At 65.8% G+C, this 14757-nt stretch carries 15 protein-coding genes; 11 read left to right on the top strand and 4 right to left on the bottom strand.

Annotated features, from left to right (window positions below):
* Window positions 1-10: 10 nt before the first annotated feature.
* The 4 genes from ACW17Z_RS03345 to ACW17Z_RS03330 are packed head-to-tail and all read left to right on the top strand — an operon-like array spanning window position 11 to window position 4227.
* The gene (locus tag ACW17Z_RS03345) at window positions 11-1852 is read left to right on the top strand and encodes an alpha-amylase family glycosyl hydrolase (RefSeq protein ID WP_492057546.1); all 1842 of its coding nucleotides are present in this window, start codon (window positions 11-13) and stop codon (window positions 1850-1852) included.
* The gene (locus ACW17Z_RS03340) at window positions 1852-2733 is read left to right on the top strand and encodes an ROK family protein (RefSeq protein WP_492057545.1); all 882 of its coding nucleotides are present in this window, start codon (window positions 1852-1854) and stop codon (window positions 2731-2733) included. The genes ACW17Z_RS03345 and ACW17Z_RS03340 overlap by 1 nt, the downstream gene beginning before the upstream one ends.
* Window positions 2730-2996 carry a GntR family transcriptional regulator gene (locus tag ACW17Z_RS03335; RefSeq protein WP_419317355.1) on the top strand — a complete coding sequence of 89 codons (267 nt, stop codon included), beginning with the start codon at window positions 2730-2732 and terminating at the stop codon, window positions 2994-2996. The genes ACW17Z_RS03340 and ACW17Z_RS03335 overlap by 4 nt, the downstream gene beginning before the upstream one ends.
* Complete coding sequence (locus tag ACW17Z_RS03330; protein WP_419317354.1) at window positions 2989-4227, top strand: MFS transporter; 1239 nt, start codon at window positions 2989-2991, stop codon at window positions 4225-4227. Before ACW17Z_RS03335 ends, ACW17Z_RS03330 begins: the two co-directional genes overlap by 8 nt.
* Window positions 4228-4541: 314 nt before the next feature.
* Here the strand turns inward: ACW17Z_RS03330 and ACW17Z_RS03325 are convergent, their stop codons facing one another.
* Window positions 4542-5429, bottom strand: coding sequence for a transposase (locus ACW17Z_RS03325; protein WP_492057544.1), 888 nt, complete (start codon window positions 5427-5429; stop codon window positions 4542-4544).
* 321 nt (window positions 5430-5750) lie between these two features.
* On the opposite strand from ACW17Z_RS03325, the gene ACW17Z_RS03320 reads away from it, so the two are divergent.
* Window positions 5751-5906 carry a hypothetical protein gene (locus ACW17Z_RS03320; protein WP_492057543.1) on the top strand — a complete coding sequence of 52 codons (156 nt, stop codon included), beginning with the start codon at window positions 5751-5753 and terminating at the stop codon, window positions 5904-5906.
* A gap of 368 nt (window positions 5907-6274) precedes the next feature.
* Complete coding sequence (locus tag ACW17Z_RS03315) at window positions 6275-8647, top strand: TonB-dependent receptor (RefSeq protein ID WP_492057542.1); 2373 nt, start codon at window positions 6275-6277, stop codon at window positions 8645-8647.
* Window positions 8648-8836: 189 nt separating this feature from the next.
* Here the strand turns inward: ACW17Z_RS03315 and msrB are convergent, their stop codons facing one another.
* Window positions 8837-9319, bottom strand: coding sequence for a peptide-methionine (R)-S-oxide reductase MsrB (gene msrB / locus ACW17Z_RS03310; protein WP_419255074.1), 483 nt, complete (start codon window positions 9317-9319; stop codon window positions 8837-8839).
* Window positions 9320-9400: 81 nt separating this feature from the next.
* Between msrB and ACW17Z_RS03305 the strand changes: the two genes are divergently transcribed.
* Both ACW17Z_RS03305 and ACW17Z_RS03300 read left to right on the top strand, forming a co-directional pair.
* Window positions 9401-9721, top strand: coding sequence for a YbjQ family protein (locus ACW17Z_RS03305; protein WP_419317350.1), 321 nt, complete (start codon window positions 9401-9403; stop codon window positions 9719-9721).
* A gap of 10 nt (window positions 9722-9731) precedes the next feature.
* A complete protein-coding gene (locus ACW17Z_RS03300; RefSeq protein WP_492057541.1) occupies window positions 9732-10310 on the top strand; it encodes a DJ-1/PfpI family protein in 579 nt (192 codons plus the stop codon).
* Window positions 10311-10360: 50 nt separating this feature from the next.
* Here ACW17Z_RS03300 and ACW17Z_RS03295 read toward each other — a convergent pair whose 3' ends face one another.
* Window positions 10361-10864, bottom strand: a complete 504-nt coding sequence (locus tag ACW17Z_RS03295) for a GlcG/HbpS family heme-binding protein (RefSeq protein WP_492057540.1) — start codon at window positions 10862-10864, stop codon at window positions 10361-10363.
* Between the two features lie 159 nt (window positions 10865-11023).
* Between ACW17Z_RS03295 and ACW17Z_RS03290 the strand changes: the two genes are divergently transcribed.
* The 3 genes from ACW17Z_RS03290 to ACW17Z_RS03280 all read left to right on the top strand — a co-directional run bounded on the left by ACW17Z_RS03290 (window position 11024) and on the right by ACW17Z_RS03280 (window position 13988).
* Window positions 11024-13018: an acetyl-CoA carboxylase biotin carboxylase subunit gene (locus ACW17Z_RS03290; RefSeq protein ID WP_492057539.1), complete on the top strand. Its 1995-nt coding sequence runs from the start codon at window positions 11024-11026 to the stop codon at window positions 13016-13018.
* A 10-nt stretch (window positions 13019-13028) separates the two neighbouring features.
* Complete coding sequence (locus ACW17Z_RS03285) at window positions 13029-13511, top strand: DUF805 domain-containing protein (RefSeq protein WP_492057538.1); 483 nt, start codon at window positions 13029-13031, stop codon at window positions 13509-13511.
* Window positions 13512-13580: 69 nt separating this feature from the next.
* Window positions 13581-13988, top strand: a complete 408-nt coding sequence (locus ACW17Z_RS03280; RefSeq protein WP_419317345.1) for a DUF805 domain-containing protein — start codon at window positions 13581-13583, stop codon at window positions 13986-13988.
* On the opposite strand, the gene lipB is transcribed toward ACW17Z_RS03280, so the two are convergent.
* Window positions 13985-14710 (bottom strand): lipoyl(octanoyl) transferase LipB, encoded by a 726-nt coding sequence (gene lipB, locus ACW17Z_RS03275; RefSeq protein ID WP_492057537.1) that lies wholly within the window; start codon window positions 14708-14710, stop codon window positions 13985-13987. The genes ACW17Z_RS03280 and lipB overlap by 4 nt on opposite strands.
* Window positions 14711-14757 lie beyond the last annotated feature (47 nt).

The raw sequence follows: 14757 nt of genomic DNA, 5'->3' as shown, positions 1-14757 counted from the left end.
TGAGTGGTTTATGTCGTCACCATTAGCGTCCGGGCTGTCCGGCAATCTGGCGCATGCCCAGGCCATCGACCGTCGCTTCGCCACCCACTGGCAGACGATAGAGGTCAAGCTGGCTGAGGTTTATGGCAAGGATCCGCGCTGGAGCGGGTTCATCCGTAAGCTGAAGACTTCTGTTCTGGAAGCCGCTCAAGCGCGTCCCGAATCCCTCCGCGCCCTGGACGCCGAGCGTGAAACCCAGCCTGACTGGCTCTCCGCACCCGGCCAGACCACCTACAGCTTTTATGTCGACCGCTTCGCCGGCGATCTGGTCGGGGTGCGCGGACATCTCGACTATCTGACCGATCTTGGCGTGCGCTGGCTGCATCCCCTGCCGCTGCTGGAGCCACGAAGGGGCGACAGCGACGGGGGCTTTGCGGTCAAGGACTATCGCCAGGTCGATCCCCGCCTTGGCGATATGGCCGACCTCGCAGGCCTGGCCGACGACCTGCGCTCGCGCGGCATGGGACTGATCCTGGACGTGGTCTGCAACCACACCGCCCGCGAGCATGCCTGGGCGCAGGGCGCCCGGGCCGGCGATCCCGCCTATCGTGACTACTACATCGTGCTCACACCGGAAGAGGCCGCTGTCCGCGACAGAGAACTGATCGACGTGTTCCCCGACACTGCGCCGGGCAGCTTCACGCCCTGCCATGAGATGGGGGGGCATGTCTGGACCACCTTCTATCCCTTCCAGTGGGACCTGAACTACGCCAACCCTGCCGTGTTCGCAGAGATGCTTGAAGTTCTGGTCTTCCTGGCGGCGCAAGGCGTGCAGGGCTTTCGCCTGGACAGCGCGCCGTTCCTCTGGAAACAGGCAGGCACCACCTGCCGCAACCTGCCCCAGGCCTACGCCTTGGTCGAAGCTTGGCGGGCGGCGCTGTCGATTATCGCGCCAGGCGTCGTTTTGGTCGCCGAGGCGATCGAGAGCCTGGAGCACGTCCTGCCGTTCTTCGGTGGCGACGTGGGCGGCTGCGACCTGGCCTATAACAATGGCGTCATGACTGCCCTTTGGGGCGCGCTCGCCGATGCCGACGCCGGGATCTTCCACCGCTGTCTGAGCGCTTCCGTCGGCAAGCCCGAGCGCGCGGCTTGGTTGAACTATGTGCGCTGCCATGACGATGTTATCTGGAACGCTCTGGCCAGCTATGCCCCCCGAGAAGATCTTGCCCGATGGTCGCTGTTCTATGGTGGGCAGGGCGACAGCTTCTCGCAGGGGCGGGCCTTCCAGACCGCCGCCGGGGGCGTACCCTCGACCAATGGCATGGCCGCCTCGCTGGCCGGGATTACCCCTGGCGACAACGGACAGGTTGAGGGCCCCGCGCGTCTTGCCCTGCTCTACGGGATTATCCACGCCCTCGACGGCTGGCCGCTGATCTATATGGGCGACGAGATCGGCCTTGCCGATGACACCGCCTATGCCGAGGACCCCTTGCGGGCTGGTGATGGCCGCTGGCTGCACCGCCCGGCTATGGACTGGGCGGCGGCCGCCCGTCGCGGCGATCCCGAGACGCTGGAGGGCGCGCTATTTGCCCGCTTCCGTTGGCTGGCTGCTCAGGCCCGGACGCTGGCTGGCTATGGGGTGTCGGGCGCGGCCCGGCCCCTGGATCTGGGGCCGGCCGCCGTGCTGGCCTTTGAGCGCACGGATGGCGCGAAGCTGTTCCTGTGCCTGGGCAATCTTTCCGGTGCGCCGGTGACGGTCGATTTGCCGGCGGCCTTCGCAAGCGGCGCGATTGATGTCTTGGGGGGCATGCCGCCGGCAGCCGGTCCTGTCATCTTGCCGGCCCATGGGTTGCTTTGGCTGGTCGCCCTGTGATGGCTCGGTTTGCGGGCATTGAGTTGGGTGGCACCAAGGTGCTGGTGGCGTTCGGATCGGGGCCGGATGATCTGTCGGAACCGGTACGGATTCCAACCACGACTCCGACAGAGACGCTGGCGGCGGTCCATGCCGTGCTGGAGGCTCAGCGGGGACAGTTCGAGGTCATCGGCGTCGCTAGTTTTGGTCCCGTGCGCCTGGACCGTGATGCGGTCGACTGGGGCTCGGTGCTCAAGACGCCAAAGCCGGGCTGGACCGGCGCGGCCATCGCCCGGCCGCTGCTTGAAGCGTTTGGCGTGCCTGTCGCCCTCGACACCGACGTCAACGGTTCCGCCCTGGCAGAGGGCCAATGGGGCGCGGCGCGCGGTCTTTCAGACTACGCCTATGTCACCATCGGCACTGGCGTTGGGGTTGGGGTGGTGGTCAACGGGTGTCCGGCCCACGGCCTGATGCATCCGGAGGCCGGCCACCTGCTGGTGCGACGCGATCCGGCGCTCGACCCATTCGCCGGCTGTTGTCCGTTCCACAGCGACTGCCTGGAGGGCTTGATCAGTGGCCCCGCCCTGGCGGCTCGGATCGGCCGTCCGGGCGAGAGCCTGTCGTCTGATGATCCGGTCTGGACTCTGATCGGCGACTACCTAGCGCAACTGGCCATGAGCCTGACCCTGACCACCTCGCCCCGGCGGATTATCATCGGCGGCGGCGTCGCCAGCCCGGCCTTGCTGGCCCATGCGCGTGCAGCGCTCGGTCAGAGGATGGGCGGCTATGTCGAGGCCCTGGTCGGTCGGGCCGCGCTAGAGGCTTATCTGGTTGCGCCAGAACTGGGTGACCGGGCCGGGGTGCTGGGCGCGATCGCCCTGGCCAAAGGGCAGGGTGCATGATCGCCCTGCCGACCGCTTCGCAGATGCAGCGCCCGCTCTATCGTGCGCTCCGCGAGGTGATCGCGCAGAACATTCGCGACGGCCGCCTGCGGCCCGGCGACCGCTTGCCGACCGAGCGTGATCTGGCGCGGGGGTGCGGGGTGTCCCGCATTACCGTCCGGGCCGCGCTGGACGGACTGGCCAAGGACAAGCTGGTGGCGCGCCGTACGCGCACCGGTACGATCATCACCGAACAAGCGGCGCGGAGCGTAAGCGATGTCTGAACCAGAAGGCGCCGCTCGCAGCGGCAATATCGGCGTGATCAAGGGCCTGACCTATTTGATGTTCATGATGTTCGCCATGACCACCGACTCGGTGGGCGTGATCATCCCGCAGATCATCAAGAGCTTCGACCTTGGCATGACCGCCGCCGGCTCGTTCCATTACGCCACCATGGGCGGCATCGCCTTGGGCGGTGTCGGTCTGGGCTTCCTGGCCGACCAGATGGGACGCAAGTTCACGATCATCCTGGGCCTCTCGGTGTTCGCGATCACCTCCCTGGCTTTTGCGCTGACCAGCCAGTTTGTGGCCTTCCTGGTGCTGCTGTTCCTCTCGGGCGCGGCGATCGGAGTGTTCAAAACCGGGGCCCTGGCGCTGATCGGCGACATCTCGACCTCGACCCGCAACCACACCGCCACAATGAACACCGTAGAGGGGTTTTTCGGCGTCGGCGCCATCATTGGCCCGGCCATCGTGGCCTATCTGCTGGCCTCGGGCGCGTCATGGAAGTGGCTCTACGTTATCGCCGGTGTGCTGTGCCTGCTGCTGATGCTGACCGCCCTGACCATCCGCTATCCGGGGGCGAAGATCGCGCCCGAGGCTCGCGTCGACTTCCGCAGTGTGCTGCGGGCCGGCCGCGATCCCTATGCTTTGGCGTTCAGCCTGGGGGCGATGCTGTATGTCGGCGTCGAGACGGCGATCTATGTTTGGATGCCGACCCTACTGGCTGGATACCAGGGCCCCGCCGCCTTCATGGCGCTGTATGCCCTGTCGATCTTCTTCGTGCTTCGGGCTGCTGGACGGTTCATGGGCGCCTGGATGCTCTCGCGCATGCGCTGGACCCTGGTGCTGGCGATCTGCGCGGGAGCCATCCTGGTCTGTTTCGTCGGCGCCCTGATCGGCGGACGTGAGGCGGCGGTGTTCCTGCTGCCGGCCTCGGGCCTGTTCATGTCGATCGTCTATCCGACAATCAACTCCAAGGGCATTAGCGTCTTTCCCAAGGCCGAGCACGGGGCGGTGGCCGGGGTGATCCTGTTCTTCACCTGCCTGAGTGCGGTGCTCTCGCCGTTGGCCATGGGCGCTGTCAGCGATCTTCTAGGCGGACCGATCTATGGCTTCATGCTGGCGACCGGGCTGTCCGTCGTCCTGGCCCTGGCGGCCCTAGTCAACCTGCTGCTCGACCCGGCGAAGGCCAGGCTGGAGGCGCTGGATAGGAGCGAATACGCTCAAACTTAGCCTCGTTAGGCGAGCTGCCCAGCGGGGTCGGATGACCAACTCATCTTGGCCATCAAGCCTTGGCGGAGTTCCTCCGCGCAGCGCGGCCGCCGCCGGGGGTCTTTGACCTTTCGGTCATAGCATCTCGGCAGCTTGCCACGGTCCCAAGCGTCCAGCCCTTCTAGGGGATAGAGCGCCCCTTTGCCGACCGTCACCTAAGTACGGACCCAGACGCTGCATCGCTAACGGTTACCGCACCAATGTCGCCTTTCCGGAGCGACCTAAGGTCTGCAATTGTTGAGGCTTCCGAAAGCCTTCAGGGGAGGAAGCCGCGGTCAGTACGCCGAGCGGGTCAGGCTTTGGCGATAGCGGTGTCGCCGCAGTGCTGGCGGCGGCCAAATAGATCTCAGCAGTCGCCCTCGACAGCCCCAAACGTCCAACATGTCGCTCCCCGAGCGGTGCGAGGCGCCGACATTGGCTGTGGCTGGACGGCGCTTGAGGCGCGGCTGGACGCGAGGCGCAGCAGGCCCTGCGCCAAGGTCGGGGGCGATGGCGGGCATGGGCGCGGACGATCGTCGCGGCCTGGCTGATGAGCTGTCACACCACAGCGGCGCGAGCGCACGAGCGCGCCAGGCGCTGCCCCGGCCGATGACGTCGATGATGCGAAGACCGCCGCCGCACGGGCAGACCAGGGCGGGCGCGGCCTTGGGCTCACTGGGCTTGGGAGCCTGCTCGGGCACGGCGACCGGTTGCGGCGTGCGCTCCAGGATCAGGGCGCGCAGGGTCTCCAAGGGCACGGCGTTGGGACCCTTGGCCAGCAGGCCGTAGTGGCGGATGCGGTGGGAGCCGGACGGCAGGACATGGATCAGGAACCGCCGGATGAACTCGGCCGGCGACAGGGTCATGATCGCCACGCGGGTGTAGCGGGCTGTGGTGTCCAGCTTCTTGTGGCCCAGCAGCGCCTGGATCACCCGCACGTCGGTCTTGCGTTCCAGCAGGTGGGTGATCTCCGAGACCCGCAGGCCGCGACCAAAGGCGACGCTGAGGGCGGCCTTGTGCTTGAGGCTGGGCGCGCAGTGCAGCAGCAGCGCCACCTCTTCAGGGCTGAGCACCTCGGGAAGCCGGTCCTCCTTGCGCACCCTGGCCAGCCGCTCGCCGAACTGGCGGATGGACATGTCTTCGATCATCCGCTGACGCAGCGGGGTCATGGGTGCAGAGCTCATCGGGGATCTCCTGTCTGCAGGGTTGACCCCTGATCTTCAGGCAGGATGGGCAAGGCGCCGCCACCTCAGGCTCATCCACGGCGCCGAACACCCATGCCGCGCGAGCGGCTCACTCCATTGGCGCAACCCCCGACCGCCCGCACCAGACAATCTGAGAAGTCGGGCGACAGCGCTGCTCAGGATTTGATCGTCTGCGCATCAGCCCATGATGCGCACATGGCTCCTGAAGGGCGTTGATCGGTCGTGCAGCCAGACTCATGCGTGTGCTTGTTATTGACCCTGATCCGGCGAGGGCCGCTCTGGTGGCCGAAGGTCTTGTGGGTGACCCTTCGCGACAAGGTGACGGTGGGCGCTTTGGAAGGCGCGCATAGGCTGGCTCCGCGGGCGCGGGCGCTGGCGCTGGCGCTGGCCTCGACCTTGGGCGCTGGAGGTTCCGGCGACGCCGTCTCGATGATCGCCCCTCGGGCCCTGTCCTGATCGTCATTGGCCAGGTCGCGGCGCGCGCCGATAGGCGTCAGGAGATCGATGAGATCAGCCTTTAGCCCCTAAGCCTGCGAGCCTGAGGTCCCAGCTCTGGTACGCTGCCGCGTCCATCATCGGATATTCGCTGGCCCAGGCTGTGGCCTCACCCGCCGCTTCCGCCGCCACCTGCGCCGGGTCGCCTAATATTGGGGCGATCAAGGCGACGGATCGGTGTCGCACCGTGCAGTGCGCCTGGATTCGCGCGCGTTGCGGCATTCGCGAGCGGCCAACGCCTGAAATCGGCGTCTCATCTTCGTCAGTCCTAGGACCAAACAGGATCTCGTCGGGCCTCCCCGCGCGATGAGGTCAAAGAGGGGATAGTCATGAGCATCAAACCAAAAACCCGATCGCGAAGCCTCAAACCGGCGCTTCTTGCGGCCTCGATCCTTGCCGTCGCCACGCCGGTGCTGGCCCAGGAGGCCGCGCCGTCGACGGAGGTCGATCTGGTAGTCGTCACCGGCAAGCGGGTGTCGGAAGCCAGCGTCGCCATCGGCACCGATCAGGCAACCGCAACGGTTTCCATTACGCGCGAGGCGCTGCTCTCGGCGCCGGCCGGCGTTACCGGCCTGAAGATGCTGGAGTCCCTGCCGGGCTTCAACGTCCAGGCCAATGACGCCCTGGGCATGTACGAGTTCGGCAATTCGGTCTCCGTGCGGGCCTTCAACTTCCAGCAGATCGGCTTCCTGCTCGACGACATCCCCATGGGCCGTAGCGACCAGTTCGGCGGCAGCCCGATCTATCGCTATGTCGACAACGAGAACCTGCTGCGGGTCACCGCCTCGGCCGGGGCCGGCGACGTGGCCCTGCCCAGCTATGCGTCGCTGGGTCCGATCGTCGACTATTTCACTCAGGCCCCCAGCGAAGTAGCCGGCGGCTCGGCCAGCTACACGCGCGGCAGCGACGCCCTTAAGCGCACTTTCCTGCGGCTGGAGAGCGGCAAGGTCGGCCCGTTCTCGGGCTATGTCAGTGGCTCGTGGATCGAGGGCGACCTGTGGCGCGGCCCGGGCACCATCGATCGCACCCACTATGAAGCCAAGCTGCGCTGGGACATGGGCGAGGCGACCAGCCTGACGTTCCAGACCGTGCACAACGACTATTTCGACTACGACTCGCCGTCGATCACCAAGGCGCAGTATTTCGGGAACGCCAACGACATCTTCGGCCGAAAAGGGCGCGACTTCGCCTATCTGGGCTATGTGCCGGTATCCGGTGCCGTTGGCTCGCCTGCGACAGCGACCTCGCTGCCGATGACGACAGCGGGCGTCGCCTACTCCAACACCGCCTATAACCAGTACTACAAGTTCGCGATCAACAAGCGGAAGGACCACCTCTACGGCCTGACCCTGAAGACCGCGCTGGGCGAGGCGATCGATCTGACCGCCACGGCCTATTACGAGGACAAGAGCGGCTATGGCGTCTCGCCGGAGGCCTATGCGACATCGCTGACCAGCCACAATGCAGAACGCCTGATCGTCGCCGGCCTGACCGCGCCCAAGGGCATCCAGTATGGCCTGTCCGGCGTCGACGGCACCCGCCAGGGCGTCACGGCCAAGGGCGAATGGCGCATCGGGATCAACACTGTCGAAGCCGGCGTCTGGCTTGAGGACGACGACTACCACCGCACCCAGGCCCGCTATAACGTCCAGGGCGGCAATCCCGATGGCGCGCCGCTGCTCAACGAACCGGTCCACCTGCAGCGCAACTACACCTCGACCCGCCAGACGATGCAGTTCTTCCTGAAGGACACGCTCAGCCTGCTGGACGACGACCTGAAGCTGGAATTCGGGTTCAAGACGCTGGACGTCGATTACGAGATCAGCGGCTATCGCAACCCGGCCGACTACATCAATCGCCGTCAGCCCAGCATCAAGGCCAACTGGTCTGACAGCTTCCTGCCACAGATCGGCATGGTCTATTCGGTGGGCGCGCGCGACCAGGTCTTCGCATCATACTCGGAGAACATGGCCCTGCCGCGCGGCGCTGATGACGTGCTGTCGGCCGCCAGCCCGCTGGTCCCGGCGCCCGAGGCCGAAACCTCGACCAATTGGGAGCTGGGCTATCGCGCAAATCGGGCGACCTTCAATGCCTCGTTCGTGGTCTACAAGACCGAGTTCAAGAACCGCCTGCAGTCGTTCTCCGCGCCGGTGCCTGGCAGCACCACGACCGAGAGCTTCTTCCAGAATGTCGGCGCGGTTGAAGCGTCGGGGGCCGAGTTCAGCGGCCAGTGGAAGCCGGATCTCTTCGACGGCAAGGTCTATTTCAACACCAACATCTCGTACAATATCTCGGAATTTCAGGATGATATCGCCAACTTCGTCCTGACGCCGACGCCGGCCGCGCTGAAGATCGCCGGCAAGAAGGTGCCGGACTTCCCCGAATGGATCTTCCAGGGCGGGGTCACGCTCGAGCCGACCGATGGTCTGGTGTTCAACCTGTCGGGACGCCTGATCGATGACCGCTTCACCAACTTCATCAACAGCGAGCACGCGCCCGGCTACATGATCTGGAACGCCTATCTCGACATGGGCGACGGCTTCGGCTTTGGCCCGTTCGAGCAGGTCAAGGCGCGGGTCAATGTCGATAACATCTTCGACACCGACTATCTGGGCACGATCGGCACGACCGTGAACACCCTGGCGACCTTCCGCCCGGGCTCGCACCGCACGATCCAGTTCACCCTGTCGGCGGACTTCTAGAGGCTGGGCCGCTCGCCGCCTCCGGGCGCGCGGGCGGCCTCTACCTCCCGGATCAGTTCGGCCAGCACGGCGCGGCCCCTGATCCTCCGGCCGTGGCCGGAGGGTGTCGTGAGGCGCCCAACCGCTTTCGCGACTGCCGTTCAAATCAGATCAGTTTAGTAGGTATAGAGGGAAGCTGAAGCCGCTGGCTCAATCGACGGTCGGATCGCCGCGATGCAGGGGGTCGGGCAGGGGATCGCCAGCCTTCACGAACTGCAGCGACACCGAATTGATGCAGTAGCGCAGCCGCGTCGGCTGCGGACCGTCCGGGAACACGTGACCCTGGTGGCTGTCGCACCGGGCGCAGCGCGTCTCGATCCGCGTCATGCCATACGAAGAGTCGGTGATCGCTCGAACATGGTCCTCGGCGAACGGCGCGTAGAAGCTGGGCCAGCCGGTGCCGCTTTCGAACTTGGTCTGATGCCGGAAAAGGGGCAGGCCGCACAGGCGGCAGCCATAGACGCCCGGGCTCTTTTCGCCCAGCAGGCCGCCGCAGAACGGGGCCTCGGTGCCATGCTGCAGCAGAACCCGGGCCTCCTCGGTGGTGAGCGCGGCCTCCAGGTGATGGCGTTCGGCCTCGTTGGGCGCAGTGAGGTCAAAACCGGCGGTCGATCGGGTGGCGGCGTCTGTCATGACACCCAATGTAAGACGCCCGGAACGAATCCGGTAGAGACAAGCCCGCCATTTGGGCCGCCAACAGGACGGAAAGAGCCAATGCTGACCTGCACGACCCCTTCGATCGCCGAGCGCGAGACCGTCGCCACCCTGGGTGTGGTGTCGGGCGAGGCGATTATCGGCGCGCATATCTTCCGCGATATCTTCGCCGGCATCACCAATATCATCGGCGGCCGGGCCGGCGGCTACGAGAAGGCCCTGCGTGAAGCCCGCGACATCGCCCTGCAGGAAATGAGCGAAGAGGCCCGCCGCCTGGGCGCCGACGCCGTCGTGGGCGTGGATCTCGACTACGAGTCGCTGGGCCCTGACGGCGGCATGCTGATGGTCACCGCCGCTGGCACCGCCGTGAAGCTGCGTTAGGGGAAGGCCGATGACTGTCGCCGTCGCATTTCTGCAACCGGGCTGGGCCGATTGGGAGGCCGGGCCTGTCCTGGCGCTTCTGCGTGAGCATCTGGGCGTCCAGATCGAAATCGCTACGCCGGATGGCGAGCCCCAGACCTCGATAGGCGGGCTGCTGGCCGCAGCAGACTACAGGTTCGATGATCCGGTCCTGTCTGACGCGGACGTCTTCCTGCTGATCGGTTCGGACGCCTGGACGAGCTTCCAAGACGAGGCCGTGTTCGGCCTGCTGCGACAGGCGATCGCCGACGGCAAGATCGTCGGCGCGATCTGTGCGGGCACGGTCGCCGCGGCCCGGGCGAGGTTGTTCGACGGGCGCGAGCATACCTCCAACGGCAAGGACTGGCTGGAGGCGCAGGCGCCGAGCTATGGCGGCGGCGCCCGTTATGTCGATCAGGCGAGGGCGGTGACGTCAGGCAGGATTGTCAGCGCCGCCGGTACCGCGCCGGTCAGTTTCGCGGCCGGTGTCGCCCAGCTGATCGCGCCGGAGTCCGAAGCGCTGATCGCCGGCTGTGAGGCGATGTTCGCCAGAGAGTTCGCCCCAGACTGACGACCCTTGGGTGGGCGGGGCCGTCGCCGATCCCGCCCGCCCGAAGTTGCTTACTTGGCCAGGGCGGCCGCGCCGGCGCGCGCTACGACGCCGTCCTGCGCGCCCGAGCCGCCCGAAGCGCCAATGGCCCCGACGATCCGATTGTCGATGATCAGCAGTTCGCCGCCTTCGATGGCCAGGGCCCCGGTGAAGATGGCGTTCAGCGTCCCGCCCTTGACCGCGTCCTGGAAAAACAGCGTCGGGCGACGGAAGCTGGCCGAGGTCTCGGCCTTGCGGCGCGCCACGTCGTTGGAGCCGTACTGGGCGCCGTCCATCTTTTCGCTGAGCACCAGGGCGCCGTTGGGTTCGACCACGGTGATGACCATGAACCAGCCGTTCCTGACGGCCTCGGCCTGGGCGGCGGCGACCGCGACCTTGGCCTCGGCCAGGCTCACCGACCGGCCATAGGGCGGATAGACCGGCGCGGCGGCAGGCGGCGCGGCGGTCTGGGCCATGACGGGCGCGGCGAGGGCCATGGCCAGCGCGAGCGCGGCGATGTGAGCGGTGGGCTTCATTTTGGCCGTTTCTCCCCGGAGCAAATTCTGCGAGCACTGTTTCTGGAAACCGGTGTCATGCCCTGACTCCGCTTTAGCGCCGTAGGGGCAAGGTTGCAAACAGGCGAGGGCCTGATAACCGGTGTCCAACAAGACAATACGCTTGCCGGGGGCCACACCATGTTCAGCAAGATCCTGATCGCCAATCGAGGCGAAATCGCCGTTCGCGTCATCAAGACGTGCCGTCGTCTCGGGATCGCGACGGTGGTAGTCTATTCCGACGCCGACGCTGGCAGCATGGCGGTCGAGATGGCCGATGAGGCGGTGCATATCGGCCCGTCGCCGGCCAATCAGTCCTACCTGATCGCAGACAAGATCATCGACGCCTGCAAGCAGACGGGCGCCCAGGCCGTGCATCCCGGCTTTGGCTTCCTGTCGGAGAACGCCGGCTTCGCCCAGCGCTGCGCCGACGAGGGCGTCGTGTTCATCGGGCCCAATCCCGGCGCCATCCGCGCCATGGGCGACAAGATCGAGAGTAAGAAGTTCGCCCAGGCGGCGGGCGTGTCCTGCGTGCCCGGCCATATCGGCGAGATCGACGACACTGCCCATGCCATCAAGATCTCCGAAGAGATCGGCTATCCGGTGATGATCAAGGCGTCGGCCGGCGGCGGCGGTAAGGGCATCCGCGTGGCCTGGACCCGCCAGGACGTCGAGGAAGGCTTCCCGGCTGTCCGCGCCGAAGCCAAGGCCAGCTTTGGCGACGACCGCATCTTCATCGAGAAGTTCATCGTCAGCCCGCGCCACATCGAGATCCAGGTGTTGGGCGACAAGCACGGCAATGTCGTCCACCTGTTCGAGCGCGAATGCTCGATCCAGCGCCGCAATCAGAAGGTCATCGAGGAGGCTCCCAGCCCGCTGCTGGACGAAGCCACCCGCAACGCCATGGGCGCCCAGGCCGTGGCCCTGTCCAAGGCCGTCAACTACGACAGCGCCGGCACGGTCGAGTTCGTGGCCGGCCAGGACAAGAGCTTCTTCTTCCTGGAAATGAACACCCGCCTGCAGGTCGAGCACCCGGTCACCGAGCTGATCACCGGCCTGGACTTGGTCGAGCAGATGATCCGCTCGGCTTGGGGCGAGAAACTGGCCTTCGAACAGAAGGATCTGAAGATCAACGGCTGGGCGATCGAGAGCCGCATCTATGCCGAGGATCCCTACCGCAAGTTCCTGCCCAGCATCGGTCGCCTGGTCCGCTATGACCCGCCGGAAGAGGGCCAGCATGAAGGTTATGTCGTCCGTAACGACGCCGGCGTCCGCGAGGGCGACGAGATCTCGATGTTCTATGACCCGATGATCTCCAAGCTGTGCACGTGGGCCCCGACGCGGATCGCCGCCGTCGACGGCATGGGCCGGGCGCTGGAGGACTTCCACATCGAGGGCCTGGGCCAGAACATCCCGTTCCTCAATGCGGTGATGGACCAGGAGCGGTTTCGCTCCGGCCAGTTGTCGACCAACTACATCAAGGACGAGTTCCCCGACGGCTTTGCCGGCACCGAGCCGACGCCGGTCCAGATCGACATCCTCACCGCCGTCGGCGCGGCCATGCAGCGGGTCTATGCCGCCCGGGCGCGCACCAATGTCGCCGGCCTCAATGGCGCCGTGCGGGACGAGTGGGTGGTGGCCGTCGGCCACGCCAAGCGTCGCGTGAAGCTGTCGGGCGACGAGGACCTGACCGTCGAGCTGCTCGACGAGGGCCGCTCTCTGATCCTGAGCGACGTCGTCTGGCGTCCGGGCAAGCCGGCGTTCCGCGGCGTGCTGGGCGGGTCAGCCTTCACCGTTCAGGTCGCCCCGGCGGCCGAAGGCTTCACCATCCGCCACCGCGCCGCCAAGGCCCGGGTTCTGGTCCTGACCCCGCGCTCGGCCCAGCTGCACGACATGCTGCCCGAGAAACAGGCGGCCGACACGTCCAAGCTGGTGCTGTCGCCGATGCCGGGCCTGGTGGTCTCGATGGACGTCACCGCCGGCCAGCAGGTCCGCGAGGGCGAGGTGGTCTGTGTGCTCGAGGCCATGAAGATGCAGAACATCATCCGCGCCGAGCGCGACGGCGTGGTCAAGGCCGTCAACGCCAAGGGCGGCGATCCTGTCGCGGCGGATGAGGTGCTGGTGGAGTTCGCGTGAAGATTGTGATTTGCTGCGCTTCATCACCGAAGCGAGGTCGATCTTGACGTTGTTACAAAAGCTTTTCAGTTTTCAGGGGCGGCTACGGCGTCGAGATTATTGGCTTCTGACGCTTGCCATCGGCCTTGTGAACCTAGTCATCAGAGCCGTACTCGCGGCTGGGCTTGACCTGAATTTTCTTGACCCACGGCTAAACCTACTTGGCCTTGTGACGCTGTGGCCGATCCTCGCCATTCTTATAAAGCGCATGCATGACAGAGAGCGGCCAGCTTGGATCGCATTCCTAGGCTACGTACCGCACTGGTTTGTCCTGAGCGCGGTCTTCTATCCCTTCCCGCAATGGACCTTGGCCGTGGCCAACGGACTGGGCTTTATCGTGGGGCTTTGGTTCTTGGTTGATTTTGGAATCATGGAAGGAACGCTGGGCGCAAATCGCTACGGGCGTTCCCCGAAACATTCTAAGGAACAGCCTAGTGTTTTGGCCTTGGGGTGATCTCTCTTCCGGGCAGCAGATCAAGCGCCTAGACTGGCAGCGGTACTAGTCGACTCGGAGCCAGGGCACATGAACGGTCAGACTGAATGGGCGGAGCTGTTTCTGTCGTCCAATGGGCGGCTGTCACGCACCCCGTTTCTGATCGCCGCCGCCGTGTTGATCGGCTTTACGGTGATCTATGAGGCCATAGCGGGCTACACCCTGCACTGGCTGACCGGCTGGCTGGTCTATCCGGCCCTGCTGTTCTCGGGCGCCTGTATCCTGTCCAAGCGCTTGCATGACCGAGGCCGGTCGGGCTGGTTCGCGGCCCTGATCCTGGTGGCCGTTGTGGCCGTGTGGCCGCAGCCCGAGCACTTCCTCGACTTCGTGTTCTCGATCGCCATCCTGTGGGCGATCGTCGAACTGGGCGTCATGGGCAGCGAGCAGGGGGCCAACCGCTACGGACCCAGCCCGCTGAAGAGCACAGTTTCGATCTAGACCGGCGCAGCGGCGTCCTCAACCGGCCCAAACACCCGCTGGAAGCTGGCCTTGAGGGCCGCGTCGGCCTCGTCCATGGTCACCGGCAGGCCCAGATCGACCAGGCTGGTGACCCCGTGCTCGGTCTGGCCGCAGGGAACGATGCCCGAGAAGTGGCCAAGGTCTGGCTCCACGTTCAGACTGATGCCATGAAAGCTGACCCACTTGCGCAGCTTGACCCCGATGGCGGCGATCTTGTCTTCGCGCGACCAGCCCGCGCCCCTGCGTTCGACCCAGACGCCGACCCGGCCCTCGCGCATCTCGCCGACCACGTTGAAGGCGGCCAGGGCGTCGATGATCCAGGCCTCCAGCGCCTCCACGAAGGCCCGCACATCACGCCCGCGCTGAGTCATGTCCAGCATCACATAGGCCACCCGCTGGCCGGGGCCGTGATAGGTGTACTGGCCGCCGCGCCCGCTCTCGAACACCGGGAAGCGGTCGGGCTCGATCAGGTCCGCGCCCTTGGCCGATATGCCGGCGGTGTAGAGCGGCGGATGCTCCAGCAGCCAGACCAGTTCGCCCGCCGTTCCCTCGGCGATGGCGGCGGCGCGCGCCTCCATGGCGGCAACGGCTGCCGGGTAGGGGACATAATCGGTCGAAACCGCCCAGCCCACGGGCGCGCCGTCGCTGCGCCCCAGAAGCGGGTTTCCTTTATTTTCAAGGCTTAACGGGCGATCAAGCATACGGCCCTATTCTTGCAATCTCGATGCCGCGACCAAGAATGGTCGAG

Source organism: Caulobacter sp. GSs2 (assembly GCF_058680895.1).
The sequence above is the reverse complement of the archived record's forward strand: the minus strand, read 5'-3'. Positions and strand labels throughout refer to the sequence as shown.

What these genes read in the sequence shown, in the direction of transcription:
- ACW17Z_RS03290 (WP_492057539.1), top strand. Translation starts at nt 11,024, where the DNA reads ATGTTCAGCAAGATCCTGATCGCCAATCGAGGCGAAATCGCCGTTCGC.
- ACW17Z_RS03295 (WP_492057540.1), bottom strand. Translation starts at nt 10,864, where the DNA reads ATGAAGCCCACCGCTCACATCGCCGCGCTCGCGCTGGCCATGGCCCTC.
- msrB (WP_419255074.1), bottom strand. Translation starts at nt 9,319, where the DNA reads ATGACAGACGCCGCCACCCGATCGACCGCCGGTTTTGACCTCACTGCG.
- ACW17Z_RS03330 (WP_419317354.1), top strand. Translation starts at nt 2,989, where the DNA reads ATGTCTGAACCAGAAGGCGCCGCTCGCAGCGGCAATATCGGCGTGATC.
- lipB (WP_492057537.1), bottom strand. Translation starts at nt 14,710, where the DNA reads ATGCTTGATCGCCCGTTAAGCCTTGAAAATAAAGGAAACCCGCTTCTG.
- ACW17Z_RS03305 (WP_419317350.1), top strand. Translation starts at nt 9,401, where the DNA reads ATGCTGACCTGCACGACCCCTTCGATCGCCGAGCGCGAGACCGTCGCC.
- ACW17Z_RS03340 (WP_492057545.1), top strand. Translation starts at nt 1,852, where the DNA reads ATGGCTCGGTTTGCGGGCATTGAGTTGGGTGGCACCAAGGTGCTGGTG.
- ACW17Z_RS03280 (WP_419317345.1), top strand. Translation starts at nt 13,581, where the DNA reads ATGAACGGTCAGACTGAATGGGCGGAGCTGTTTCTGTCGTCCAATGGG.
- ACW17Z_RS03325 (WP_492057544.1), bottom strand. Translation starts at nt 5,429, where the DNA reads ATGAGCTCTGCACCCATGACCCCGCTGCGTCAGCGGATGATCGAAGAC.
- ACW17Z_RS03315 (WP_492057542.1), top strand. Translation starts at nt 6,275, where the DNA reads ATGAGCATCAAACCAAAAACCCGATCGCGAAGCCTCAAACCGGCGCTT.
- ACW17Z_RS03300 (WP_492057541.1), top strand. Translation starts at nt 9,732, where the DNA reads ATGACTGTCGCCGTCGCATTTCTGCAACCGGGCTGGGCCGATTGGGAG.
- ACW17Z_RS03335 (WP_419317355.1), top strand. Translation starts at nt 2,730, where the DNA reads ATGATCGCCCTGCCGACCGCTTCGCAGATGCAGCGCCCGCTCTATCGT.
- ACW17Z_RS03345 (WP_492057546.1), top strand. Translation starts at nt 11, where the DNA reads ATGTCGTCACCATTAGCGTCCGGGCTGTCCGGCAATCTGGCGCATGCC.